Below are 24,253 nucleotides of genomic sequence, written 5' to 3'. Positions count from 1 at the left end.
GGCTCAGATCGCGTTGCGCAGGCTGAGATTTTCCGGGTGCGGCTGCAGGTACAGCTGCTGGGCGATGTAGGGATCGGGGTGTTGGCGGAAGTGGTGCTTGAGCAGGGTCAGGGGCACCACCAGAGGGACGATGCCGTGGCGGTACTGGCCAATGATGTGCAGCACCTCCTGCTTGTCTTCAGCGCTGATGGCTTGCTTGAGATAACCGCTCAGATGCTGCAGTACATTGCTGTGGGTACCGCGAGTGGCGCATTTGCTCAGCGCCGCCATCAGCTCTCTGAAATAGCGCGGGCCGATCAAGGCCGGGTCACCCTTGCCCATGCTGCCCAGCAGCTTGCCCAAGGTCTTGTACTGCACCGGGTGATGGGCCATCAGCAGGTATTTGCAGCGCGAATGGAAGTCGGTCAGACCACGGCGACTCAGGCCTTGCTTGAGCAGTTCCTGCCAGTCGCGGTAGACGTAGACCCGGGTCAGGAAGTTTTCCCGCAGCACCGGATCATTGAGACGCCCGGCTTCTTCCACCGGCAGGTCGGGATGTTGCTGGCAGAAGGCCTGGGCATAGATTCCGCGGCCGCCGTTTCGGTGGGGAATGCCGTTGGCCTGATACACCTTGACCCGTTCCAGGCCACAGGACGGCGAGTTCTGCATGAAGATGTAGCCGCAGATATCGTGCACTTGCACCGCCATGCGCTCGCCGTATTCCGCCAGGGGCTGGGTGACATCCAGCGCTGCGTCCACCGTACCCACGGCGCGAGGGTGCTCGGGGTCGCCGCTCAGGCGAATCGGCTCACGGGGAGTGCCCATGCCAATGGCGACTTCCGGGCACAGCGGCACGAAATCGAAGTAGTCACTGAGCACCCGGCTGCACAGGCGTGATTCTTTATGCCCACCGTTGTAGCGGACCTCGACGCCCATCAGGCAGGCGCTGATAGCAATTTTCGGTTTGCTGGACATGGTTAAACCTCCGGGATTTACCTGTACAAAAACTAGTTCCTGTACAACTTGTCTTCATCATAGAATTAAAGTTGTACAAGTCAAATTATTTGTATAGGTAATTCCCTGGCAGGTTCGCTGAGTTATTGCCAGCCCATTCGCCAATCGCTGTCGTTCTGCAGGGTTTGCCATTTCAAGCGCTGGCAACGTCGGGTGAGAACCGCCTGCAACTCGATGTCCAGCACTGTGCCTTGTTCATCGCAGAGCAATTCAGTGACCAGAAAGTGCTTTTCGCGGCGTTGTGGAAGGGCTGCTGTCCACTTCGACAGCAGCAATTTACGTGGGTTGAGGCGATTCACTGCAGGCTCTCGTGTAGCCGGCGCGCCGCTTCCTGGCCACTGAGCCAGGCGCCTTCGACCCGCCCGGACAGGCACCAGTCACCGCATGCATAAAGCCCCAGGTCGACATCGGCCAGTGCGCCCCATTCGTGGCTGCTGGCCGGGCGAGCGTAGAGCCAGCGGTGGGCCAGGCTGAAGGTGGGGGCGGGCATGACACTGTGCAGCAACTCGGCAAAGGCCCCGTGCAATTGTTCGGTCACGGCCTCTTTGGACAAGTCGATGTGTTGCCGGCTCCAGGCACTGGTGGCGTGCAGGATCCAAGTGTCGAGATGACTGTCGCGCCCGGGCTTGCTGCGGTTGCGGGCCAGCCAGTCCAGTGGGCTGTCTTGTACGAAGCAGCCTTCCATTGGGGTTTCCAGGGGGGTATCGAAGGCTAGGGCGACGGCCCAGGTCGGGTCCATCTTGACTCCCGCGGCGACCCCGGCGAGTTTCGGTGCGGCGGTAAGCAGGGCGGTGGCTTGGGGGGCCGGGGTGGCGATCACCACGTGACTGAACGGGCCATGGGTGAAGCCTTCGGCATCCTGCAGGTGCCAGTGCTGTTCGCCACGGAAGACTTCGGTGATGCGGCAGGCGAAGTGCACTTCCACGTCGCCGATCAGCGCACGGGTGATGGCGCTCATGCGCGGGGTGCCGACCCAGCGAGTCTGTTCGTCCGGCGAGGGGCTGAGTTGGCCGCCGTGAGAGTTGTAGAGTTGCGGTGCCCATTCGGCGACCCAGCCCTCGGCTTGCCAGCGCTGGACTTCAGTGACGAAACGGCGGTCGCGGGCGGTAAAATACTGGGCTCCCAGGTCCAGGCTTCCGGCATCGCTGCGTTTGCTCGACATGCGTCCACCACTGCCGCGGCTTTTGTCGAAGAGTTGGACGGTATGCCCGGTATCTCGCAGCGCCTGGGCGGCGGAGAGTCCGGCGATGCCGGTACCAATGATTGCGATGGGTACTGTCATAGGGGCCTCGTTTACCTTTCTGTACAGATTACGCCGCCGCCAAAACCTGTACAATATTGTTTTTTGGTATAGTTTTCGGCGTCATCAGTGGGGCAGGTTGTCTATCGTTGAAACACAACCTGCCCGATTGAAAAGCTCCCTGCTTATAAAAATAGACTAGTCATTCGGGTAAAACGCCACGCGAGGAAGATGTCATGCATATATTGCTGACCGGCGGTACTGGTTTGATCGGGCGTGCGCTATGTCGTCATTGGCAAGCCCAGGGTCACCAGTTGAGTGTATGGACTCGCCAGCCCGATAAAGTTGCCGCCCTGTGCGGGCCCCAGGTGCGGGCAATCAAGACTTTGCAAGAGCTGGACCAGGCTCCGCTGGACGCGGTGATCAACCTGGCCGGGGCGCCGATTGCCGATCGGCCCTGGACTCATAAGCGCAAGGCGCTGGTGTGGAACAGCCGCATTGCCCTTACCGAAACTCTGCTGGCCTGGCTCGAAAGCCGTGAGCACAAGCCTCGGGTTTTGCTCTCGGGATCGGCAGTGGGTTGGTACGGCGACGGTGGCGAGCGGGAACTGACTGAGGATTCGCCTCCAGTCAGCGAGGACTTTGCCAGCCAGTTATGTATTGCCTGGGAAGAAACCGCCCTGCGGGCCGAGGCCATGGGGGTGCGTGTGGTGCTGCTGCGCACCGGTTTGGTGCTGTCCGCCGAGGGCGGCTTTTTGTCGCGCTTGCTGCTGCCGTTCAAGTTGGGGCTGGGTGGCCCTATCGGCAATGGCCGGCAGTGGATGCCATGGATTCATATCCAGGACCAAATAGCCCTGATTGATTTTCTTGTGCATCAGGACGAGGCACGAGGTCCTTATAATGCCTGCGCGCCGAAGCCGGTACGCAATCGCGAGTTCGCCAAGAGCCTGGGACGGGTTTTGCACCGGCCGGCAGTGCTGCCCTTGCCGGCGTTTGTCTTGCGTCTGGCGCTGGGTGAGTTGTCAGTGCTGTTGCTGGGTGGCCAGCGTGCGGTACCCGCGCGCTTGCTGGAGGCAGGTTTCACTTTCCAGTTCACTGATTTACCTGCGGCCCTGGACGATGTGTCCCGCCGCCTCTGAAATAGGACGTTGCATGACCGATCACGCGTTGCTTCTGGTCAATCTCGGTTCGCCGGCTTCCACCTCGGTGGCGGATGTGCGCAGCTACCTCAATCAATTCCTCATGGATCCCTACGTGATCGACCTGCCGTGGCCGGTGCGCCGGTTGCTGGTGTCGCTGATCCTGATCAAGCGCCCCGAGCAATCGGCCCATGCCTATGCCTCGATCTGGTGGGCGGAGGGCTCGCCGCTGGTGGTGCTCAGCCGTCGTTTACAGCAAGCGATGACACGTGAATGGACGCAGGGGCCGGTAGAGCTGGCCATGCGTTATGGCGAGCCGTCCATCGAGTCGACATTGGTGCGCCTGGCTGCCGCCGGCCATAAGAAAATCACTCTGGCGCCGCTGTATCCACAGTTTGCCGATAGCACCGTGACCACGGTGATCGAAGAGGCCAAGCGCGTAGTACGGGACCAGAAGCTGGATGTGCAGTTTTCGGTGCTGCAGCCGTTCTACGACCAGCCGGAGTATCTCGACGCTCTGGTTGCCAGTGCCAAGCCGCATTTGCAGCAGGATTTCGACCACCTGTTGCTGAGCTTCCATGGTTTACCGGAGCGGCACTTGCAGAAGCTCAATCCTGGTCATCGGCTGGAGGGTGATTGCTGTCGTGATGCACCGCCGGACGTTGCCGCTCGCTGCTACCGCGGACAGTGCCTGCGTACGGCTCAAGCCTTTGCCGAGCGCATGGGGCTCCCGGATGGCAAGTGGTCGGTGTCATTTCAATCGCGTTTGGGGCGGGCCAAGTGGATCGAACCCTACACAGAAGCGCGTCTTGATGAACTGGCGAAGCAGGGGGTGAAGAAGATTCTGGTGATGTGCCCGGCGTTTGTTGCTGATTGCATCGAGACGCTGGAGGAGATCGGTGATCGCGGTCGCGAGCAGTTCCGTGAGGCGGGGGGCGAGGAGTTGGTGCTGGTGCCGTGCCTGAATGACGAACCGCAGTGGGCCAAGGCGCTTAATGCTTTGTGCGAGAGAGCGCCTTTGGCGCTTTGAAAGCTGCGCGAGCAAGCTCGCTCCTACAGAGTCATGTGACTACGTGTAGGAACGAGCAAGCTCGCGACAGAACTGACAGCCGTCTCAGATTACTGGTTCGTCAGATTTCTTGTTTTTCCAGCCATCGTTACCCGGCAGGATCAGGTTCAGCGCAATCGCCACTACGGCGCACAACGCAATCCCTTTCAGGCCAAAATCATCCGGACCGGTGCCGGTGCCAACCAGCACGCCGCCAATCCCGAACACCAGGGTCACCGAGACAATCACCAGATTGCGGGCTTCGCCCAGGTCAATCTTGTGGCGAATCAGGGTGTTCATGCCCACGGCGGCGATCGAGCCGAACAGCAGGCAGAGAATCCCGCCCATCACCGGCACTGGGATGCTTTGCAGCAGCGCGCCGAACTTGCCGATAAAGGCCAGGCTGATTGCAAAGACTGCTGCCCAGGTCATGATTTTCGGGTTGTAGTTCTTGGTCAGCATCACCGCGCCAGTGACTTCTGCATACGTTGTGTTAGGCGGACCGCCGAACATCCCGGCTGCAGTAGTCGCGATGCCGTCACCCAGCAGGGTGCGATGCAGGCCCGGCTTCTTCAGGTAGTCGCGACCGGTCACGCTGCCGACGGCAATCACTCCGCCGATGTGCTCGATGGCGGGGGCCAGCGCTACTGGAACGATGAACAGGATCGCCTGCCAGTTGAATTCCGGTGCGGTGAAGTGCGGCAGGGCAAACCATGGCGCGGCAACGATCTTCGCGGTGTCGACCACGCCGAAGTAGAACGACAGGGCAAAACCCATCAGTACGCCGGAAATGATCGGTACCAGCCGGAAGATGCCTTTGCCGAACACGGCGACGATCAGCGTGGTCAGCAGGGCGGGCATCGAGATCATCATCGCCGTCTGGTAATGAATCAGCTCGCTGCCGTCACCGGCCTTGCCCATCGCCATATTGGCGGCAATCGGCGCCATGGCCAGGCCGATGGAAATGATCACTGGGCCAATCACCACCGGCGGCAACAGCCGATCGATAAAACCGGTGCCCTTGATCTTCACTGCGAAGCCAAGAAAGGTATAAACGAAACCGGCCGCCATTACGCCGCCCATGGTCGCGGCCAGGCCGAACTGGTGCTTGGCGAGAATGATCGGGGTGATAAAGGCAAAACTCGAAGCCAGGAACACCGGCACCTGACGCCCGGTGACGATCTGGAACAACAGAGTCCCGAGACCCGCGGTGAACAGTGCGACGTTGGGGTCGAGACCGGTAATCAGCGGCATCAACACCAACGCGCCAAAGGCCACGAAGAGCATCTGAGCGCCAGACAGTACCTGGCGCCAGAGCGGATCGTTGAACTCGTCCTGCATGATCAGGCGTCCTTCTGCTTGGTGCCGAAGATCTTGTCACCGGCATCGCCCAAGCCGGGGATGATGTAGCCATGCTCATTCAGTTTCTGATCAATGGAGGCGGTGTAGATGGTCACGTCCGGGTGAGCCTTTTCTACAGCTGCGATACCTTCAGGCGCGGCAACCAGCACCATGGCGCGGATGTCCCGGCAGCCGGCTTTCTTCAGCAGGTCGATGGTGGCGACCATGGAGCTGCCGGTGGCCAGCATCGGGTCGATGATCATCGCCAGACGCTCGTTGATCTCCGGTACCAGTTTTTCCAGGTAGGTATGGGCCTGCAGGGTTTCCTCGTTGCGGGCCACGCCTACGGCGCTGACCTTGGCGCCCGGGATCAGGCTCAGCACGCCCTCGAGCATGCCGATACCGGCGCGCAGGATTGGCACCACGGTAATCTTCTTGCCGGCGATCTTTTCGACCTGGACGGGACCGCACCAGCCTGGAATTTCATAGCTTTCCAGGGGCAGGTCTTTGGTGGCTTCGTACGTCAGCAGGGCACCGACTTCCTGAGCAAGCTCGCGAAAGTTCTTCGTGCTAATGTCTGCGCGGCGCATAAGGCCAAGTTTGTGTCGGATCAGCGGATGGCGGATCTCACGGATGGGCATAGGGAAAGGCTCCGGCGGCGGGCAAAAAAACCGGCCTAGATTAATCTATCCGAGGTTGATGTCCTATAGACATAAAGTACGTTAGTCCAGAAACGCTTGATCTGGCCGGGCCGGATGCGTACCTTTGCCCGCTTTTCCGAAACTGCCACCCCCTTGGAGAGCGCCATGTCCGCTGATCTCGAGCATATCCGTCAAATCATGCGCGAGGCTGACTGCCTGTACACCGAAGCTGAAGTCGAGGCGGCCATTGCCCGTGTCGGTGCACAAATCACCGAAGAACTGGCTGAGCGCAATCCGGTGGTGTTCTGCGTCATGAATGGCGGCCTGATCTTCGCCGGCAAGCTGCTGACTCACCTGCAGTTCCCGCTGGAGGCGTCCTATCTACACGCCACCCGTTATCGCAACGAAACCAGCGGCGGCGAGCTGTTCTGGAAGTCCAAGCCGGAAGTCTCCTTTATTGACCGCGACGTGCTGATCATCGACGACATCCTCGATGAAGGTCACACCCTGGGCGCGATCATCGACTTCTGCAAACACGCCGGCGCGCGTGCGGTACACACCGCCGTACTGATCGACAAGGAACACGATCGCAAGGCCCGTCCGGACCTGAAGGCCGACTACATGGGCCTGACTTGTATCGACCGTTACGTCTTCGGTTACGGCATGGACTACAAAGGCTACTGGCGTAACGCTGCCGGCATCTACGCCGTGAAGGGGATGTAAGCTATGAGTGGGCCGTTGTTTCTCGATCAAGCGTTGTTCAGCGACCTGGCTGAGAAGGCCGCGGCCAATCCCCGTGGGCGCCAGCACCACAACTTCCATGCCATGGAAGAGCCCTGCCATCGCATGGCGGTGGGGCTGCAGCCATCGACTTACGTTCCGCCGCACCGGCACTTGAGCGCTGACAAGGCCGAGACCCTGTTGGTACTCAAGGGGCGTCTTGGCGTGCTGATTTTTGATGAGCACGGCCAGGTCCAGGGCAAGCGAGTCTTGCAGGCTGGCGGTGCTTGCGTGGGGGTGGACCTGCCGGCCGGTGTGTTCCACGGCCTGGTGGTACTTGAGCCAGACAGCCTGATGTTCGAATGCAAGGCCGGGCCTTATCGCCCGGTAGGCGAGGGCGAGCAGGCCAGTTGGGCGCCCCGCGAAGGCGAGCCAGGCGTGGCCGAGTATCACGCCTGGATGTGCGCTCAGTTCGACTGACTCCAGGGCTGAACCTGGCAGTTGCAGCGGTGGGAGATTTGTAGCAAAAACCCGTGCTAGAGTGCTCAGCCCTTGTCTGGAGCCTCTCATGAGCCTGTTGATTCGCAGTAGCGCGGCCCTTCTTCTGAGCTTGAGCCTGCCCCTGGCAGCTGCCCCAGCCCTCCTGCACGGGCAGTTTCTGCCGCCAGATGATCAGACCTTGCGCGATACGGTCCCTGAACAGCAGCAGTTGTTGCAGGTCACTGAATATTCGGTGGTGATCGGCAGCCAGCGTCAATCCAACCAGCAGCCGATTCCCGTGACCTCGCCGGTATGGGTGCGGCTCAAGGGCAAGCCCCTGAACAAGGGCGCCACTATCAGTCAGGTGCTGGTGAATTTCGACGGTGAAAGCAAAAGCCTGAAAAAGCCGCAGTACGATGCCAAGAGCAGAACCCTGACCCTGTATTACCCGCTGGCCCAGTACCGGGCGGTCATGGATCTGTTGCGTAACGACACCGTGTATTGCCAGTTCCTCAGCTATGCCAATGGCCATGTCTGGGCCGACTTGCACACCGGTAGCGTGCGTCCGCGTTGAGGCCCGATGCTGGCTGAGGGTAAACTGCCCGCCCCGTGAAATGTCTGCGAGCTGGAGTCGGCAATGCGTAAAGATAAGAAACAACTGATTGGTGACGAGATCGGCGATGAGCAGATCAAATTGTTCCTCGATTTCGAACCGGTCGACGCCACTTCGCCGTCCCTGCACAAGCTGATCAAGGCTTACCGCGGGCTGCGCATCGACGACTTCGAGCGGTTTCTAGTGTTCTTCGTCGAGGCCGGTCACGACCTGGACGGCAAGGACGAGCACGGCCAGTCTTTCGTCGATCTGATCAAGGATCAGCGTAACGCCGCCGATTACGTCGAACTGATCGAACGAGCCCGCGGCTGATCCTCATTTTGTAGGAGCGGGCTTGCCCGCGAAGGGGAGAGCAGTTCCTCTGTGCAACCGCCTCAGCCTTGTTCGCTGGCCAGCCAGCTCCTACGACAAGGCATAAAAAAACGCCCGGTCCTCTTGCAGGAGCGGGCGTTTTTTATCGGCGCCAGATCACGCGCAGCTTTCGGTTTCCTTGCTTGGCTCGACCAGCTCCAGGCTCAGGTTATTTTCACTGTTGATCTTGTGGTACAGGGCCGCGTCGGTTTCCAGGATCTTCTCCCGCGCCGGGAAAATTTCCTGGAGCTTGGTCGCCCACTCGCCGCTGGCCTTGGCCGGGAAGCAGCGTTCGATCAGTTCCAGCATGATCGAAACGGTCACCGAAGCACCCGGAGAGGCGCCTAGCAGGGCGGCCAGAGAACCGTCCTTGGCCGCCACCAGTTCGGTACCGAATTGCAGGATGCCGCCTTTCTTCGGGTCCTTCTTGATGATCTGTACCCGCTGGCCGGCCACTTCCAGGCGCCAGTCTTCGGCTTTGGCCTGTGGATAGAAGCGGCGCAGGGATTCCAGGCGCTGCTCCATCGACTGCATGACTTCGCTGACCAGGTACTTGGTCAGGTCCATGTTGTTCTTGGCCACGGCCAGCATCGGGCCAATGTTGCCGGCACGTACCGACATCGGCAGGTCCATGAACGAGCCGTGCTTGAGGAACTTGGTGGTGAAACCGGCATAAGGTCCGAACAGCAGGGATTTCTTGCCATCCACTACCCGAGTGTCCAGATGCGGCACGGACATCGGTGGCGAACCCACGGCAGCCTGGCTGTAAACCTTGGCCTGGTGGTGCTTGACCACTTCCGGGTTGTCACAGCGCAGCCACTGGCCGCTGATCGGGAAACCGCCGAAACCTTTGCTTTCTTCGATGCCCGAGGCCTGTAGCAGTGGCAAGGCCGCGCCACCAGCGCCGAGGAACACGAACTTGGCATCGACTTCGCGGGTGCTGCCGCTGTTGACGTCCTTGATGCTCACAGTCCAGCCGTTGGCTTGGTTGCGTTTCAGGCCGGTCACGCGCTTGCAGTACTTGACCTGGGCATCGGGTGCACTGGTCAGGTGCTTGAGAAGCTGATTGGTCAGCGCACCGAAGTTGACGTCGGTACCGTTGATCACCCGAGTGGCGGCGAGGGTTTCATCCGCCGGGCGGCCCGGCATCATCAGCGGCATCCACTCGGCCATCGTGGCTTTGTCTTCGGTGTATTCCATGTCCGAGAAGGCGTGGTGCTGGCTCAGCACTTCAAAGCGTTTCTTGAGGAAGGAAACGCCTTTGTCGCCCTGCACGAAGCTCAGGTGTGGCACTGGGCTGATGAAGGACTTGGACGAGCCGAACGTGCCTTTCTTGGTCAGGTAGGACCAGAATTGCTTCGACACCTCGAACTGGGTGTTGATGTGCACGGCTTTCTTGATGTCGACGGAACCGTCGGCCGCTTGCGGTGTGTAGTTCAGCTCGCAGAGGCCAGCGTGACCGGTACCGGCGTTGTTCCACGGGTTGGAACTCTCCGCGGCCCCCGAATCCATCAGCTCGACGACTTCCAGCTTGATCGCGGGGTCGAGTTCTTTGAGCAGTACAGCGAGGGTGGCACTCATGATGCCGGCCCCAACCAATACGACGTCTACTGCTTCGTTATGCGCCATTAACGCGTCTCCAAAATCTGCAGCACCAAATTGACGGCATGGCTGCCAGGAGTGACGGGGCGGTTCACGTAATGCCCCAGGTTACCCATGGCCAGGATCGCCATGTCCGAATCTTCGCAATTTTTTGCAACTACTACGGACGCTGCCAACCGGGCCTCAAGGTGCGTATGAACGCATCTTGCGGAGCCTCGGGCAATTCGACTTATGGTCGATACATCCCTTCGTGCAACCAAATCCGTCAGCGGACAGGCTTCAAGCTCCAGTTCTTGAGGAGTGCTCGGTCCTGTGTAATCGGGCTGTTGTAGAGGCTAATGGTGCCAGTTCAGACGCAAAACTATTCATTTGCTCGCCACACTCTTGTGAAGTTGTGAAAACCCGTTTTTTTCACGCTCTTTTGAAGACGTGAACCTCAAAAAAGGGCTGCCTCGACCTGGCACCTGGCCCGAGCGGTGATGCCGGCATGAAGGTATGCGGGCACAACGGGCAAACAGCGTTAGTGGCCGAGCAATGGCAGCTCTGCAGATTCGCGAAAAGTGGAGGTTTGCAAGGTGAACAGCAAGCACGCCAGCTTCACTCGATCTGTGTGGGCGGCTCTCTGTGGGCGGTGCGGGGTGCCAAAGCAGCGGCGTTGGCGGTACTGCGAGGCCCGATCAGGAGACGTCCTTATAATCGGGGGGAGATTGTAACGAAGAAACGCGCAGAAATGATCCTGTTTCGCGACTTTTATTAGGCTTTTGGTCAGGTGGCCAGTATTGGTTGCACCCCGGAGACTGCACCGCGTGGGCTGATACGGGCATTCGCGGGCAGCGCTTGGTGCAACCAGTTCAGGCGAATCTCTTGGATTTCCACCCAGCCGTCGCCCACCGGGGCCGCCGAGCGATGCTGGAAGGCCTGGCAGCGCCCCTGGCTGTCCAGCAGGGCGAAGCTGCGAAACTGTTGACGTGGAGTGAACAGGGAGCGAAGGAAGTTCATGACCAAGCACCTGATTGTGTCATTGACGATAAGAATGCCCTTGAGCCGTTACATGATGATGTATTGCGGGTGAACGGCAGGTTACAGGAACCCGCTTGTACGGGACCTGTCTGAGTCTTGACTAACTCTTGCCTGATGCTGGTTCGTCGTGGTTGTGCCCCGCTATACTGCTGGCCTGTTTGTGCCTGATTCCTGGAGAGATGAGCATGTTGCAACGCCTGTTGTTCGGTTTGATCACTGTGACCAGCCTGTCGCTGGTGGGTTGCGCCCACAGTCCGCAACAACTCAGTCCGGAGCCTAAGCTCACGACCCAGTTGGCACCCGTTGGCCACGGTCAGCCGGTGGTGGTGAAAGTGGTCGATGGCCGTCCATCGCCGACCCTGGGTACCCGTGGCGGCCTGTATCCGGAAACCAGCGCCATTACTGTGCAGAGCGCGCAGATTTTGCCCAAGCTGCAAGCTCAGGCTGAAGCAGCGGTGCGCCTGTTGGGGTTCACCCCGACCGCTGCTGGCTCCAATGCTCCACAGTTGACCGTGACCCTGGCCGAACTCAAGTACCAGTCGCCTAAAGAAGGCCTGTACGTGACCGAGGCTACCATCGGCGCCACTTTCCGCTCCGATGTGCAGAATGCCAACCGCCGCTACAGTGGCCGTTATGGTGCATCCCTGGACCAGCGTTTCGGTATGGCGCCGAATCAGGACACCAACACCAAGCTGGTGGGCGATGTACTGAGTGATGCCTTGACCCGTCTGTTCAAGGATCCGACGGTCGGCCAGATCCTCGGCGAATAATTGGTTGTTAGCCCGGGCGTGTGCCCGGGGATCAACAAAAAGCCCGGCTTGCCTATCGGCAGCCGGGCTTTTTGTTGGGCGCTTTTCAGGCTGCTTCGACATAGAAGTCCAGCATGCTGACGCCGGTCAGCAGATCGGTTTCCGGCAGGTCCGCATGCTGATGTCCGCCCAGAGCGCAGTACACCAGCCAATGCCGGTCCTGAACGTTGAAGGCCAGGGCGCCGACCAGCGCCTGCTGTTCTTCACTGGGGGCAATCAGGTAGAGGCGATCCTGGTTTTCTGCGTGCAGCATGACAAGCTCCGTGGGGCAATGAGGGGCGACAGACTGGCTTGTTTAGATGACGAAAAGATGACGCTTTAAATTAAGTGACCAACGCCTCGTTATTGGTCGGAAAGACTCACGGGTTTTCCTGGGGATTGAGTAGAATCCGCGCCGCGGGTGCACTCGACGGCCCGAACACAGCTTTCATTCGAGGTTCATGATGTCGCTGCAACTGATCTGGTCGATGTTCAACGCTCACCCTGCCAAATTGATCAATCTTTTTGCCCTGTTGTTTGCCTGCCCGGGCAGTTGGCTGCTGCACGCCACTCGCCGCCGTGAGCAGCGGGCCCTGGCCAGCCTGGCGACCCAGAGTGAAGACCGGGCCGTGGATCAGCCGTTGCTGATGCTGGATCCTGCCACCTTGCGCATCAACCGCTTCTTCTATCGCTTCGGCTTCGCCTGCCTGGGGCTGGCGTTGCTGGTGTCCTGGATCAGTACGCGCCTCTGACCGATCCTTTCGACAGTAGATACAACAACGGCGCCCGCAGGCGCCGTTGTGCTATCCAGTCTTGCTGTTACAGCGCCAAGCCTGCCTTGACCCGGTATTGATTGCGCACTGGGGTTGCATATTGCAGCACCAGATAAGGGCGATGCTCCGGCGGGCAAGCGTCCAGGCGGCGCTGCCACTCCTGCTCGGCCTTGGCCAGTTCCTGCGCGGGGAATACCTCGGCGGCGGCGGGTACCTGCAGTTGTGGGTCGGCGTCGCTCCACTGGGCATAGGCCAGGTAATGCACGGGAAACAAACGGTAGCCGCCGAGAATCTGCCGGTCCATTTCCAGGGCCAGTTGCTTGGTGTCTTCGAACAGTTCGCGGATGGGCGCGGCGAAATTCACGTGGACCCGGCCTTTATAGCCGGTGATGCCCTTGGCGATGCTGGCGTCATCTTCCCCTGGCGCCTTGGTATAGCTGCCGGTGCTGGCGCGAATGTACAGCTCCCGGGCCTTGGCCTGGTCGCAAGGATCGTATTCGTAGCTGATGGACACCGGGGTCAGGTTCAGCGACTGGATGACCTCGCCGAAAGGCTCGTCCTTGCGGCTCATGTGGAACATCTTGAGGATCGCCGACTCGGTGCGATCATCACCGTCCTTGGCTCGGCCTTCGGCCTGGGCGATCCAGATCGATTGGCCGTCGTTGCGGATCGAATGGTTGATATAGGCCGAGAGCAGCTGATAGGCCGCCATCTTTTCCCGTCGACCACTGATGGAGCGGTGGACGATGAAGCTCTTGTTCAGGCGCATCAGGTCGCTGACGAAAGGCTTCTGCAGCAGATTGTCGCCAATGGCGATGCGTGGCGTCGGCAGGCCGGCGTGATACACCGCGTAGTTGACGAAGGCCGGGTCCATGACGATGTCGCGATGGTTGGCCAGAAACAGATAGGCGGTGCCGGACTTGAACTGCTCGACGCCGGTGTAGGTCACGCCATCGGTGGCCCGTTCGATGGTGTGGTCGACGTAGAACTCGACCTTGTCCTGCAGGGTGGCCACTGAAGTGACCCCGGCGAACTCACGGCGCAGGCGGTGAGCGATCAGGGGTTTGAGCAGCCAGCCGAAAGTATTGGCAAAACGCGGGAAGCGAAAGTGGGTGAGGATATCTAGAAACGCCTTGTCGCCGAGCAGCCGGGCCAGCACCGCTGGTACTTCGCTGTCGTGGTAAGGTCGGATGGCATCGAATTCGCCCATCATGCTCTCTTGTTAGAAACGGCTAGGGTAAGAAAAGGTTGGTATCGAAAAAAGCCGGGCGCGGTTTGAAAAGTCAGCTCAAACAAAAAAAGGCCCTGCAAATAGACCGGCGATTATACGCATAAGTCACTCTGGAGACGGCGATGCTGGAAACCGAGCATTATCAATGCCCTTACTGCGGCGAGCAGGCGGAAGCGGTACTGGACCTGTCCGCCGGCGACCAGACCTATATTGAAGACTGCCCGGTGTGCTGCCGGCCCATTGTGTTCACGCTGCAAACCGATGGTCAGGAATGGATGCTCGACGTTCACAGTGAAAACGACTGAGTGGGGAGTGGCCTTTATGCAGCGCATCTACGAGCCGGAAAACCTGATGGAAGGCGAGTTGCTCCAGTGCATGCTGGCCAGCGAGGGCATCGCCGCGCACCTGCAGGGCCGTGATCTGCTGGGCGGGGCAGGGGAACTGCCATTGTTCGGGCTGTTGGGGTTGTCGGTGGAGAACCACCAGGCGCAACAGGCGCGGGAGTTGATCGCTGCGTACAATGCCGCCCTGCCATTACCCTTTGATGAACCGGATAGTTTTGCCGGGGTGCTGGTCTGTTAGGCTGAGCGCCGATTTACCGAGAGTTGTATTGCCCCATGTGTGGACGTTATGCCCTGTTTCGCTGGAACCCCGCGTTTGCCGCTTTGCCGGGATTTCCCGCTGATCAGCGGGCGCAGTGGAATATATCCCCCAATGATTCGGTGCTGATCCAGCGCATTGAAGCTGGCCAGCGCACCCTGGCCCGGGCCCGCTGGGGCCTGACTCCGGCCTGGTTGACCGACCTGTCGCGTACCCCAGCCCATGCCCGGGCGGAAACCCTGGCGGAGCAGCCGATGTTCCGTCAGGCGTTTCGTGAGCGCCGCTGTCTGTTGCCGGCCAACGGTTTTTACGAATGGCGCGGCGGCAGCCGCAAGCGCCCGTATTGGCTGACGCCGGGCGAGGGTTCATCGATCTTCTTTGCTGCGATCTGGGAGGCCTATCCAGTGCAGGAGCAAGTCTGGCTGAGCACCGCGGTGGTAACCCAGGCGGCCTCCAATCTGCGTCGCCCGTTGATCCTCGATGCTGCCGGCCAGGAAGCCTGGCTTGATCCCGAGACTCCGCAGCACGTATTGCAAGCCTTGCTGGCCAGTCCGCCTGCGACGTTACGCGAGCGGGTCCTGGCCAACCTGGTCAATGACCCCAAGCTCAACGGTCCCGAGTGCCTGACCCCGGCCTGATGTGTCCTTGCTGCGGCGGCTCCTGCAAGGAGCCGGGCGCAATAGTCGCGGCTTATACCTTGAACTGGTTGATCAGGCGCCGTTGCTGCTCCGCCAGTTTGGTCAGCCCGGCGCTGGCAGCACTGGACTCGTCGGCGCCGCCGGCCACTTCATTGGCCACTTGGCCGATGTTGATCACGTTGCGGTTGATGTCCTCGGCCACCGCGCTCTGCTCTTCGGCGGCGCTGGCGATCTGATTGTTCATGTCGTTGATCACCGACACTGCGTGGGTGATGGTTTCCAGGGCCTGGGCCGCTTTTGCCGCATGCTCCACGCTCTGGTCGGTCTTGTGCTGACTGTCCTCCATGACCTGCACCACTTCGCGGGTGCCCTGTTGCAACTGCTGGATCATCGACTGGATTTCTTCCGTGGCCTGCTGGGTTTTTTGCGCCAGGTTGCGCACCTCGTCGGCGACCACGGCAAAGCCGCGGCCCTGCTCGCCGGCCCGGGCCGCTTCGATCGCCGCGTTGAGGGCCAGGAGGTTAGTCTGCTCGGCAATGCCACGAATGGTGATGAGGATCGTGTTGATGTTCTCGCTGTCCTTGGCCAGGGTTTGCACCACTCCGACCGCGCGGCCGATTTCCTCGGCCAGGGCACCAATGGCGCTGGAGGTGTCGCGGACGATTTGCATGCCCTGGCTGGCGGCCTGGTCGGCATGGCTGGCAGCTTGAGCGGCCTGGGTCGCATTACGCGCCACGTCCTGGGCGGTGGCGGTCATTTCATGCACTGCGGTGGCGACCTGATCGATCTCCACCATTTGTTTGTGCACGCCCTGGTTGGTGCGGATGGCGATATCGGCGGTGTGCTCGGAGGAGTCGCTGACGCTCTGTACTGACGTCACCACCTGGCTGATCATCGCTTGCAGCTTGGCCAGGAAGGTATTGAAGCCTTTGGCGATGGAGCCCAGTTCGTCGGCGCGATCGCTGGCCAGGCGCCGAGTCAGGTCGCCTTCACCCTGGGCGATGTCGTCGAGCATGGCGACCATCTGTCGCAGCGGCCGGGCGATACCATGACCCACCAGCCAGATCACCAGCAGTCCGAGGCCGGCAATTACCAGGCCGACCATGGCCATACCGAAGGTATCGGCCTGGCGTTGTTCGGCCAGGTCGTTCTGCAGTGTGTTCAGGTCGGCCATGACCGCGCCCAGGGGCAGTTGCAGCATCAAGGTCCAGTGAGCATCGGTCTGGCCGATACCGAACGGTAGGTACAGGGTGATGATGCCGTTGGCCTGGTCGACGTTGTAGGTCACTTCGCCGCGTTTGAGGCTGGACAGCTTGGCGACGCTGTCGCTGTTGAGCACGTCACTGACTTTCTCGCCGAACTTGCTCTGATCCTTGGTGTAGGCCACCAGACGACCGTTGCCGCCAATCAGGGCCATTTCTCCGGCGCCGCCGTAAAGTTTCTGGTTGGCACCCAGCAGCATGTCCTGGATGAAGTTCACTGACAGGTCGGCACCGACGATGCCCTGGAATTTACCGTTCAGCAGGATGGGTTGAATAAAAGAAGCGAGCATCACCACTTTGTCGCCGACCTTGTACGGGGCGGGGTCAATGGCGCAGGGCTTGAGACTGTCCTGGGAGCACAGGTAGTACTCACTGGCCCGGACCCCGGTGGAAAGCAGCGTCCGGTCGTTGACGTCGGCCAGTTTGTCGAGGCTCAGGCTGCCGTCTTCGTTACGGAACCACCAGGGCAGGAAACGGCCGTTGGCGGCGTCGACGCCGACCACCGAGGTGCCGATGTAGGCCGCGTCGTTGTGGTCGATGGCGTTAGGTTCCCAGCCGATGTAGGCGCCGAGGATCTTCGGGTTCTGAGTGACGTTTTCCTTGATCAGGGCGATCAGCTGTTCACGGCTCAGGCTCAGTCCGGCATGGCCTTGCGGATCCTGCGTAGCCATCAGTGTGTTGACCCGCACCAGGCCGTCGGCTATCAGCAGAGGCGCTTCCAGTTCGCGCTGGATCTGGCTGACCTGGGTCTGCGCCAGGCCGCTCAGGCGTTGTTCGATGACTTGTTCGAACTGGCTCTGGGTCCGTTCCTGAACCATTTGCTGGGTCCTGGCTCCGGCGAACAGGGCGTACAGCACCAGGGCTGCCACCACGCTGAGGACGATGGCTCCGGCCAGCGCGGCCACTGAAAACTGGATCGACTTGAACTTCATAAAGGCTCCGGGCGCAGGAATAGGGTCTGCCCCGCTGTATCGGCCGCTGCATTGCTGGCCATTAGCCTCGGGTGGGAAAATGACTGCTTCAGATGGCTTGAGGTGATGCTTGGCAGGCAGGTGTTCCAGGGCCCTGGCGGCCTGGAGGGGCATATGAAGTTTTTCCTACGGGGCCCGTATGTATCTGAATTACGACTGATAATGTGATTTGCATCTGGCGCGGATACAGTTCCGCCCTTAGGATACGCGCCATGTTTTCAGGGAGGTTTGCATGAAAAAGAAGTCATTGGTTGTATGTGCACTGAGTGCCGCTGTTCTGCTCAGTGGTTGCGAGACGGTCAACACCACCAACGGTGGCGTTGTGGGCGTGGATCGCAAGCAATCCATGTTCAGCATGGTCTCCAGCGCTGAGGTCAATCAATCCTATGCTCAGTCCTACCAGGAGACCTTGGGGGAGGCCAGCAGCCAGGGCGTGCTGGACAAAACCAGTGCCAACGCCAAGCGCCTGCAGGTCATCGCTGATCGCCTGATTGCCCAGGCACCTAACTTCCGCCCTGACTGCGCGCAGTGGAAGTGGGAGGTCAATTTGATCAAGAGCGACGAGCTCAACGCCAACTGTGGTCCTGGCGGCAAGATCATTTTCTACTCCGGTCTGATTGATAAGCTGAAACTGACCGACGATGAGATCGCTGCGGTGATGGGCCATGAAATTGCCCATGCCCTGCGTGAGCATGGTCGTGAGGCGATGTCCAAGCAGTACGCGGTCGGCGCAGGCAAGCAGATCGCTACCTTGTTCGGGGTGCCGCAAGAGACGGTTGCGCTGGGTGACAACGGGGTAAACCTGCTGATGACCCTGCCCAACAGTCGCGAGAATGAAAACGAAGCGGACCTGATCGGTCTGGAGCTGGCCGCCCGTGCCGGTTACAACCCGAATGCGGCCATCAGCCTGTGGAACAAAATGGGCCAGGCTGCGGGCGGTTCCGCGCCACCTGAGTTCATGAGCACTCACCCGGCTTCCACTAGCCGTATCGCCTCCTTGCAGGCGGCGATTCCCAAGGTGATGCCGTTGTACGAGCAGGCCAAGAAGTCCTGATCTGCGCACGTCATTCTCGATGACGTGGTCGCCGGCAAGGCGGCTCCTGCGCAACCTGCAGGAGTCGCCTTGCCGGCGATTTCATTTATACCCAGCCACTGATCTGCATGGCCTTGTACACCGCCACTATGGCGAGGATGAAGAAGGCTGACGCAGCCAGACGACGAATCAGGGTCAGGGGCAGTTTGTCTGCCGCAAAGTTGCCCGCCAGCACCACCGGTACGTTGGCAATCAGCATGCCCAGGGTGGTACCGATGATCACCAGCCACAGGTCCGGGTATTGCGCGGCCAGCATGACGGTGGCGATCTGGGTCTTGTCGCCGATTTCCGCCAGGAAGAACGCAATCAGGGTGGTCAGGAAGGGCCCGAACTTGCGCGCGGTAGTGGCTTCGTCATCGTCCATTTTGTCCGGAACCAAGGTCCACAGCGCAGTGGCGGTGAAGCTGGCGGCGAGAATCCAGTGCAGGGTCGAATCCGAGAAGAAGCTACCGAACCAGGCGCCGACTGCACCCGCGGCCGCATGGTTGGCCAGGGTTGCGGCGACGATGCCGGCGATGATTGGCCAGGGTTTGCGAAAGCGCGCGGCGAGAATCAGGGCGAGCAGTTGCGTCTTGTCGCCGATTTCGGCCAAGGCAACGATTGCGGTGGGAACGAGTAGAGAATCCAGCATCATCAGGGTTTTCCTAAGGGGCGGGTCGACACGGCTATGACACGTACAGCCTTCCCGCCCCGGGTAAGGTGTTCGTGTCATAGGTCTTGTCAAACCCTGCGGTCCGTCTGTGCGGACTCTTGGGTCGCATGCGCCATGGTCTGAGGACCAAGTATGTTGACGCATGCCGGACGAGCGTGGCGCTCGTGGGAGACTACTCCCCTAGGACGGAGCGGATTCTGCCTAGGCAAAACCCTTTCGGCAAGCCTTGTTTGCGAAAAAACCAGTTAGCCGCGCTTGGCTCGGTAGATCCGGAAGCCCTGGCCTTCGGCCTTGATCGCACAAGGTCCCAGATGCTCTTCGATCAGCGGTTGGTAGCGCAGGAAGCTGTTGGCAACTACCCGCAGTTCGCCACTTTTTTGCAGATGTTTTGCTGCTTTTCGCAGCAGGTTTTCCGTGGCCTGGTAGTCGGTGTGAACCCCGATATGGAAGGGCGGGTTGGTCAGGATGCAGTTCAAGTCCATCGGTGCAGCATCGATGCCGTCACCGGTCAGGACCTCGGCCTCAAGGCCGTTGGCGGCCAGGGTCAGGCGGCTGCTGGCAGCGGCGAAGGCATCGACATCCAGCAAGGTCACTCGGTTGTCCGGGTAACGGCGCTTCACCGTGGCTCCCAGCACTCCGGCGCCGCAGCCGAAATCCAGCATGTGGCCGCTGGGCAGGTGATCCAGATGTTCCAGCAGCAGTGCGGTGCCGCGATCCAGGCGCCCGTGGCTGAACACCCCAGGGAGGCTGACGACTTTCAACGGCCCTTCGGTCAGCGGCAGTTCGTACTCCTCGGCCAGACTCTCCAGAGCCACCGGCTCGGGGGCATTGGCCACGGTGACCTGCCACAGCTGGCAGTGCCGCGCGCTGTCGAGCTTGCGTGGCTTGCCAAAGGGGTTGAGTTGCTTGGCGGCACTTTCCACACCGCTGCGCTTTTCCCCCACCAGGTACAGCTCGCGACCGGCCAGGCGCGAGGCGAGGGCGTTGAGCAGGTAGCCAGTGAGGTCCTTGGACTTGGGTAGAAACAGCACGGCGCTGTCGAAGGATTCCGTCGGGGCTGTTACGCCAAAATGGCTGCGGCCTGGAAAGCGAGCTTCCAGGGCCGCTTGATCGCCGGCGTGCCAGCTCCAGCCTCGGGCGTTGGGCAGGCGTCCCAGCAGGTCATCCGCAGCCAGGCCGACCAGCAGCATTGAGCCTTGAAACAATTGAGCCTGGCGTAACAGTACTTCACTGCGTGTGTCCATGATCCGCACCCGAAAAAAGTAGCGGAGTTTATCAACTCACGACACGCAGCGGGGTACCACTGAAGAAGGCTTGGGCATTTTCGCTCAGTTGGCCAACAATTCTTTGCCGTGCCTCTCGACTGCCCCAGGCGTTGTGCGGGGTCACGATCAGCCGCGGAATGTCGGCGGCCAGCAGTGGATTGCCGGCCGAGGGTGGTTCGACACTCAGCACATCGGTGGCGGCGCCTCCCAGATGACCATTGCGCAGAGCGTCGGCCAGGGCCTGCTCATCAATCAGGCCGCCGCGAGCGGTATTGACTACCAAGGCGCCGGGCTTGAGCAGGGCCAGTTCGCGGGCGCCGATAAAGTGCCGAGTGTGTTCGTTGAGCGGGCAGTGCAGGGTCAGCGCATCTACTTGTGGCAACAGATCTTCCAGGGGCAGGCGATCAGGCCGGGCCGGGCGCCCAGGGATTTGTCCCAGCACCACGCGCATGCCAAAGGCTTCGGCCAGGCGCGCTACGGCGCTGCCCAGTTCGCCATTGCCCAGCAAACCGAGGGTCTTGCCTGAGAGCTCGATGATCGGGAAATCCAGCAGGCAGAACTGCTTGGCTTGTTGCCAGCGGCCCGCGGCCACGGCCTGTTGGTAGTCGGCGACTCGGGTGGCCAGATTAAGCAGCAGCATCAGGGTGTGCTGGGCTACCGAAGGGGTGCCGTAGCCCTGGCAGTTGCTGACGGTGATGCCCTGGCTGCGGGCCGCGGCCAGGTCGACATTGTTGGTGCCGGTGGCCGCTACCAGGATCAGTTGCAGATCCGGGCAGGCGGCCAGGGTCTCGGCGGTCAGCGGGACTTTGTTGCTGATGGCCACCTGTGCCCCTTGCAGTCGTTCAGCCACCTGCTCCGGGGCGGTTTGGGCATGCACTTGCAAGGGGCTGAAACTGTCGCGCAGCGCCTTCAGATCCAGGTCACCCAAATCCAGTGAGCTGTGATCGAGAAACACGGCGCGGCGATTGTTAGTCATGAACTGTACCTTTTGCACGAGGGGTCTAAGGCGTAATCTGCCGAGCCTAACAGATGAAATAATTAGACATAAACAGGAGCCTGCATGTACCTCACCGAGTTCTTGACCGTTGCTCTCATTCATTTGCTGGCGGTGGCCAGCCCCGGCCCGGACTTCGCCGTAGTGGTGCGCGAAAGCGTGACCCACGGGCGCCGCGCCGGTACCTGGACCGCCTTGGGAGTGGGCAGCGCGATCTTCCTGCACGTGGGTTACTCACTGCTGGGAATTGGCTTGATCGTTTCCCAGTCCATCGTGCTGTTCAACGCCTTGAAGTGGCTGGCGGCGGCGTACTTGCTGTACATCGGCTACAAGGCGTTGCGCGCCCAGCCAGCCAAGCCGGCGGCGGACAACCTGCATTTGGAAGCTGGAGTGCGCACCGCGCGCGGCGCCTTCACTTCAGGTTTCGTTACCAATGGCCTGAACCCCAAGGCCACCCTGTTCTTCCTCTCGCTGTTTACCGTGGTGATCAATCCGCACACGCCTCTGGCTATCCAGGCCGGTTACGGGCTGTATCTGGCGGTAGCTACCGCCGTCTGGTTCTGCCTGGTGGCCATGCTTTTCAGCCAGCAGCGGGTACGCGCCGGTTTTGCCCGGATGGGGCATTGGTTCGACCGCACCATGGGTGCGGTATTGATCGCCATCGGCGTGAAACTGGCGTTCACCGAGATGCATTGATTGCGCTGAGCTGATTCAGGGTCGCCACGTAGTGCCGTGGCGTGTCCCCTAGCAAGCGGTAGAACATCGCGCTGAAGGCCCGGGCGCTGCCGTAGCCCAGAGAATCGGCGACGCTGTGCACGCTTTCTCCGGCCAGCAGGCGTGGCAGGGCTTCCATCAGGCGCAGTTGCTGGCGCCAGGCATTGAAATTCATCTGCACCTGCTGCTGAAACAGCCGCGCCAGGGTTCGTGAGCTGGCGCCGACCTGCTGTGCCCAGTCCTCCAGGGTATGGGGATGGTCCGGCACCTGCAGCAAGGTCCTGCAGATGGCTTGCAGACGCCGGTCCTGAGGCATGGGAATGTGCAGGGGCAGGTTCTCCAGGGCGGCAATCTCTTCCAGCATCAACTGCTGGATCAAGGGGTTTTGTGCCTGCTCGGGGCCTTGCACCGCCCGCAGGATCAACTCCCGCAGCAAGGGTGTCACCGCCAGTACGCAGCATTGCTGCAAGGTCGGCGGGCAGCGTTGCGGGTCGATGAACAAGGAGCGCATGTGCACCTCGCCAACCATGAAGATCTCATGCTCTACCAGCGAGGGAATCCACACGGCTCGGGTCGGCGGGATCACCCAGGCGCCCTGGGCGGTGACCACGCGCATGGTGCCGCAGGCGGCGTAGAGAAACTGCGCTTCGCGATGACGGTGAGATTCCTGGTGTTCGGCATCGGCATAGTTGCGGGGATAGGCGCTGACCGGGCCGTGGTTTGGCAGGCTGATTAACATGTCTGATCCGGTGACTTTATTGTCAGGAATGCTGTTTGTTGCCAACTTAGCATAGGCAGCACAACAACCAACCTAGCGTGCCGCCATGAATCAAGCTCGAAACGTCATCCGTTACGTCAATGCTGCCCATGTCATCGATCACATGTTCATGCTGATCTTTCCCGCTGCGGTGCTGGGCATGACCCAGGTCTTTGCCCTGGACTATGCCGCACTGATCGGGCTGTCCCTGGGCGGCTTCATCGCTTTTGGCGCCTGTTCACTGCCGGCCGGCTGGCTAGGGGATCACTGGAGCCGCCGACAGATGATGCTGCTGTTCTTCTTCGGCATCGGCGCGGCCTCAATCCTGACCGGCCTGAGTAATAGCCCGACAATGTTGGTGGTCGGGCTGACCCTGATGGGTGTATTCGCCGCCATCTATCACCCGGTAGGCACGGCGATGCTGGTGGCCTATGCGCAAAACCGTGGCCGCGAGATTGGCATCAACGGTATGTGGGGCAACCTCGGCGTGGCCTTTTCAGCATTGATCACCGGCCTGTTGGTGGCGCAATTTGGCTGGCGTTCAGCGTTCATCCTGCCGGGGATCGTGGCGATCCTGCTGGGTATCGGTTTTGCCTTGCAGGTACGCGACGAGCCGGTTCCCGTGCGTCCCCATGTGACACTCAGGGGCAAGGGTGGCCAGCAGATCTCGATGTTCCTGGTGTTCGCGGTGCTGGCCCTGGCCACGGCTACTGGCGGAGTGGTGTTCAACGCCACCACCATGACCTACCCGAAGCTGTTCCAGGAGCGCTTGCATGAGCTGTCGGCCTCGCCACAGATCCTCGGCGTGGTGGTCAGCCTGGCCTATGCCTTTGGCGCGGTGGCGCAGTTGACCATTGGCCGGGTGTTGCATCGATTCAGCCTGAAATGGCCGTTCATTGTGCTGACCCTGTTCCAGGCCCCGCTGTTGGTGGCGATGGCCCACAGCGAGGGCTGGAGTGTGATCCTGTTGGGGGCGGCCTTCATGTTCGTGGTGTTTGGCCAGGTCACGGTGAATGACGCCATGGTCGCCAATTTCGTTGCGCCACAGTGGCAGTCGCGGGTCTTTGCCTTGCGTTACTGTCTGTCGTTCGGTGCCAGTGCCACGGCGATTCCATTGATTGCCCTGGTGGAGCCGCGCCAGGGCTTGAGCGGTCTGTATTTGATCCTGGCCGGGTTTGCGGCACTGACCTTTGCCGCTGCACTGGCCTTTCCTCGTACTCCAGCAGAGGCAGCGGTTGGGCAAAGCGCATAAGGTCACGCGGAGCCGCCTCGATACTGGCTTGGAGCTAGTATTTGTACGGTTCCGCAAATCATTCCTTTGGCTGAT

At 60.6% G+C, this 24,253-nt stretch carries 28 protein-coding genes, 1 pseudogene and 1 riboswitch; of the genes and pseudogenes, 14 read left to right on the top strand and 15 right to left on the bottom strand.

The annotated features are described in order from the left end of the window. Positions 1–3: 3 nt before the first annotated feature. The 3 genes from GV819_RS14795 to GV819_RS14785 form a co-directional block, all read right to left on the bottom strand. A complete protein-coding gene (locus tag GV819_RS14795) occupies positions 4–954 on the bottom strand; it encodes a YbgA family protein (protein ID WP_161756788.1) in 951 nt (316 codons plus the stop codon). A 122-nt stretch (positions 955–1,076) separates the two neighbouring features. Beyond that, on the bottom strand, positions 1,077–1,292 hold the full coding sequence (locus GV819_RS14790) for a TIGR02450 family Trp-rich protein (protein WP_161756787.1): 216 nt from the start codon (positions 1,290–1,292) through the stop codon (positions 1,077–1,079). Continuing rightward, positions 1,289–2,275 (bottom strand): NAD(P)/FAD-dependent oxidoreductase, encoded by a 987-nt coding sequence (locus GV819_RS14785; RefSeq protein WP_161756786.1) that lies wholly within the window; start codon positions 2,273–2,275, stop codon positions 1,289–1,291. The genes GV819_RS14790 and GV819_RS14785 overlap by 4 nt, the downstream gene beginning before the upstream one ends. 194 nt (positions 2,276–2,469) lie before the next feature. Here GV819_RS14785 and GV819_RS14780 point away from each other — a divergent pair, with 194 nt between their 5' ends. Both GV819_RS14780 and hemH read left to right on the top strand, forming a co-directional pair. Next, a complete protein-coding gene (locus GV819_RS14780) occupies positions 2,470–3,372 on the top strand; it encodes a TIGR01777 family oxidoreductase (protein WP_161756785.1) in 903 nt (300 codons plus the stop codon). A 13-nt stretch (positions 3,373–3,385) separates the two neighbouring features. Continuing rightward, positions 3,386–4,402, top strand: a complete 1,017-nt coding sequence (hemH, locus tag GV819_RS14775; protein ID WP_161756784.1) for a ferrochelatase — start codon at positions 3,386–3,388, stop codon at positions 4,400–4,402. A gap of 84 nt (positions 4,403–4,486) precedes the next feature. Here the strand turns inward: hemH and GV819_RS14770 are convergent, their stop codons facing one another. Next, positions 4,487–5,761 carry a uracil-xanthine permease family protein gene (locus GV819_RS14770; RefSeq protein WP_161756783.1) on the bottom strand — a complete coding sequence of 425 codons (1,275 nt, stop codon included), beginning with the start codon at positions 5,759–5,761 and terminating at the stop codon, positions 4,487–4,489. Between the two features lie 2 nt (positions 5,762–5,763). After that, entirely contained in the window at positions 5,764–6,402 is a 639-nt protein-coding gene (gene upp / locus GV819_RS14765) for a uracil phosphoribosyltransferase (RefSeq protein WP_161756782.1), read from the bottom strand. Between the two features lie 165 nt (positions 6,403–6,567). On the opposite strand from upp, the gene GV819_RS14760 reads away from it, so the two are divergent. The 4 genes from GV819_RS14760 to GV819_RS14745 all read left to right on the top strand — a co-directional run bounded on the left by GV819_RS14760 (position 6,568) and on the right by GV819_RS14745 (position 8,527). After that, a complete protein-coding gene (locus tag GV819_RS14760; protein WP_161756781.1) occupies positions 6,568–7,125 on the top strand; it encodes a hypoxanthine-guanine phosphoribosyltransferase in 558 nt (185 codons plus the stop codon). Between the two features lie 3 nt (positions 7,126–7,128). Then, on the top strand, positions 7,129–7,602 hold the full coding sequence (locus GV819_RS14755; protein WP_161756780.1) for a WbuC family cupin fold metalloprotein: 474 nt from the start codon (positions 7,129–7,131) through the stop codon (positions 7,600–7,602). A gap of 88 nt (positions 7,603–7,690) precedes the next feature. After that, positions 7,691–8,176 (top strand): hypothetical protein, encoded by a 486-nt coding sequence (locus tag GV819_RS14750; protein ID WP_161756779.1) that lies wholly within the window; start codon positions 7,691–7,693, stop codon positions 8,174–8,176. 63 nt (positions 8,177–8,239) lie between these two features. Beyond that, positions 8,240–8,527, top strand: coding sequence for a PA4642 family protein (locus tag GV819_RS14745; protein ID WP_161756778.1), 288 nt, complete (start codon positions 8,240–8,242; stop codon positions 8,525–8,527). Positions 8,528–8,683: 156 nt separating this feature from the next. Here GV819_RS14745 and mqo read toward each other — a convergent pair whose 3' ends face one another. Together mqo and GV819_RS14735 are read right to left on the bottom strand one after the other, a co-directional pair. After that, a complete protein-coding gene (gene mqo, locus GV819_RS14740) occupies positions 8,684–10,195 on the bottom strand; it encodes a malate dehydrogenase (quinone) (protein WP_161756777.1) in 1,512 nt (503 codons plus the stop codon). 738 nt (positions 10,196–10,933) lie between these two features. Beyond that, the gene (locus GV819_RS14735; RefSeq protein ID WP_161756776.1) at positions 10,934–11,167 is read right to left on the bottom strand and encodes a hypothetical protein; all 234 of its coding nucleotides are present in this window, start codon (positions 11,165–11,167) and stop codon (positions 10,934–10,936) included. A 206-nt stretch (positions 11,168–11,373) separates the two neighbouring features. Here GV819_RS14735 and GV819_RS14730 point away from each other — a divergent pair, with 206 nt between their 5' ends. Then, positions 11,374–11,958, top strand: a complete 585-nt coding sequence (locus GV819_RS14730) for a YajG family lipoprotein (protein WP_161756775.1) — start codon at positions 11,374–11,376, stop codon at positions 11,956–11,958. Between the two features lie 85 nt (positions 11,959–12,043). On the opposite strand, the gene GV819_RS14725 is transcribed toward GV819_RS14730, so the two are convergent. After that, positions 12,044–12,250 carry a hypothetical protein gene (locus tag GV819_RS14725; protein ID WP_011063378.1) on the bottom strand — a complete coding sequence of 69 codons (207 nt, stop codon included), beginning with the start codon at positions 12,248–12,250 and terminating at the stop codon, positions 12,044–12,046. 190 nt (positions 12,251–12,440) lie between these two features. Between GV819_RS14725 and GV819_RS14720 the strand changes: the two genes are divergently transcribed. Beyond that, a complete protein-coding gene (locus tag GV819_RS14720) occupies positions 12,441–12,728 on the top strand; it encodes a hypothetical protein (RefSeq protein ID WP_178125022.1) in 288 nt (95 codons plus the stop codon). Positions 12,729–12,795: 67 nt separating this feature from the next. On the opposite strand, the gene GV819_RS14715 is transcribed toward GV819_RS14720, so the two are convergent. Next, the gene (locus GV819_RS14715; protein WP_161756773.1) at positions 12,796–13,962 is read right to left on the bottom strand and encodes a 1-acyl-sn-glycerol-3-phosphate acyltransferase; all 1,167 of its coding nucleotides are present in this window, start codon (positions 13,960–13,962) and stop codon (positions 12,796–12,798) included. A gap of 140 nt (positions 13,963–14,102) precedes the next feature. On the opposite strand from GV819_RS14715, the gene GV819_RS14710 reads away from it, so the two are divergent. Genes GV819_RS14710 through GV819_RS14700 form a run of 3 tightly spaced genes read left to right on the top strand, consistent with a single transcriptional unit; the run spans position 14,103 to position 15,218 of the window. Further along, entirely contained in the window at positions 14,103–14,285 is a 183-nt protein-coding gene (locus tag GV819_RS14710; protein ID WP_161756772.1) for a CPXCG motif-containing cysteine-rich protein, read from the top strand. 16 nt (positions 14,286–14,301) lie between these two features. Next, a complete protein-coding gene (locus GV819_RS14705; protein WP_161756771.1) occupies positions 14,302–14,562 on the top strand; it encodes a putative signal transducing protein in 261 nt (86 codons plus the stop codon). A 35-nt stretch (positions 14,563–14,597) separates the two neighbouring features. Then, complete coding sequence (locus GV819_RS14700; protein ID WP_161756770.1) at positions 14,598–15,218, top strand: SOS response-associated peptidase; 621 nt, start codon at positions 14,598–14,600, stop codon at positions 15,216–15,218. A gap of 52 nt (positions 15,219–15,270) precedes the next feature. Here GV819_RS14700 and GV819_RS33755 read toward each other — a convergent pair whose 3' ends face one another. Together GV819_RS33755 and GV819_RS33750 are read right to left on the bottom strand one after the other, a co-directional pair. Beyond that, positions 15,271–16,014, bottom strand: coding sequence for a methyl-accepting chemotaxis protein (locus GV819_RS33755; RefSeq protein ID WP_434738430.1), 744 nt, complete (start codon positions 16,012–16,014; stop codon positions 15,271–15,273). A 111-nt stretch (positions 16,015–16,125) separates the two neighbouring features. Further along, positions 16,126–16,323 (bottom strand): annotated as a pseudogene (locus tag GV819_RS33750) (HAMP domain-containing protein); the annotation flags it as partial. 1,360 nt (positions 16,324–17,683) lie between these two features. Here GV819_RS33750 and GV819_RS14690 point away from each other — a divergent pair. Continuing rightward, entirely contained in the window at positions 17,684–18,505 is an 822-nt protein-coding gene (locus GV819_RS14690) for a M48 family metallopeptidase (protein WP_161756768.1), read from the top strand. Between the two features lie 85 nt (positions 18,506–18,590). Here GV819_RS14690 and GV819_RS14685 read toward each other — a convergent pair whose 3' ends face one another. The 3 genes from GV819_RS14685 to GV819_RS14675 form a co-directional block, all read right to left on the bottom strand. Then, positions 18,591–19,175 (bottom strand): TMEM165/GDT1 family protein, encoded by a 585-nt coding sequence (locus GV819_RS14685; RefSeq protein WP_161756904.1) that lies wholly within the window; start codon positions 19,173–19,175, stop codon positions 18,591–18,593. Between the two features lie 91 nt (positions 19,176–19,266). Next, positions 19,267–19,390: riboswitch (yybP-ykoY riboswitch) on the bottom strand. Positions 19,391–19,441: 51 nt separating this feature from the next. Further along, complete coding sequence (locus tag GV819_RS14680) at positions 19,442–20,440, bottom strand: class I SAM-dependent methyltransferase (protein ID WP_161756767.1); 999 nt, start codon at positions 20,438–20,440, stop codon at positions 19,442–19,444. Between the two features lie 31 nt (positions 20,441–20,471). After that, on the bottom strand, positions 20,472–21,437 hold the full coding sequence (locus GV819_RS14675; RefSeq protein ID WP_161756766.1) for a 2-hydroxyacid dehydrogenase: 966 nt from the start codon (positions 21,435–21,437) through the stop codon (positions 20,472–20,474). An 84-nt stretch (positions 21,438–21,521) separates the two neighbouring features. Here GV819_RS14675 and GV819_RS14670 point away from each other — a divergent pair, with 84 nt between their 5' ends. Next, positions 21,522–22,151: a LysE family translocator gene (locus tag GV819_RS14670; protein ID WP_161756765.1), complete on the top strand. Its 630-nt coding sequence runs from the start codon at positions 21,522–21,524 to the stop codon at positions 22,149–22,151. Here the strand turns inward: GV819_RS14670 and GV819_RS14665 are convergent. Beyond that, positions 22,135–22,908, bottom strand: coding sequence for an AraC family transcriptional regulator (locus tag GV819_RS14665; RefSeq protein WP_161756764.1), 774 nt, complete (start codon positions 22,906–22,908; stop codon positions 22,135–22,137). The genes GV819_RS14670 and GV819_RS14665 overlap by 17 nt on opposite strands. 85 nt (positions 22,909–22,993) lie before the next feature. On the opposite strand from GV819_RS14665, the gene GV819_RS14660 reads away from it, so the two are divergent. After that, a complete protein-coding gene (locus GV819_RS14660) occupies positions 22,994–24,178 on the top strand; it encodes an MFS transporter (protein WP_161756763.1) in 1,185 nt (394 codons plus the stop codon). Positions 24,179–24,253: the final 75 nt, after the last annotated feature.

It is taken from the genome of Pseudomonas sp. Fl5BN2 (assembly GCF_009908205.1).
GTDB lineage: Bacteria > Pseudomonadota > Gammaproteobacteria > Pseudomonadales > Pseudomonadaceae > Aquipseudomonas.
This window is presented reverse-complemented; position numbering and strand designations above follow the sequence as displayed.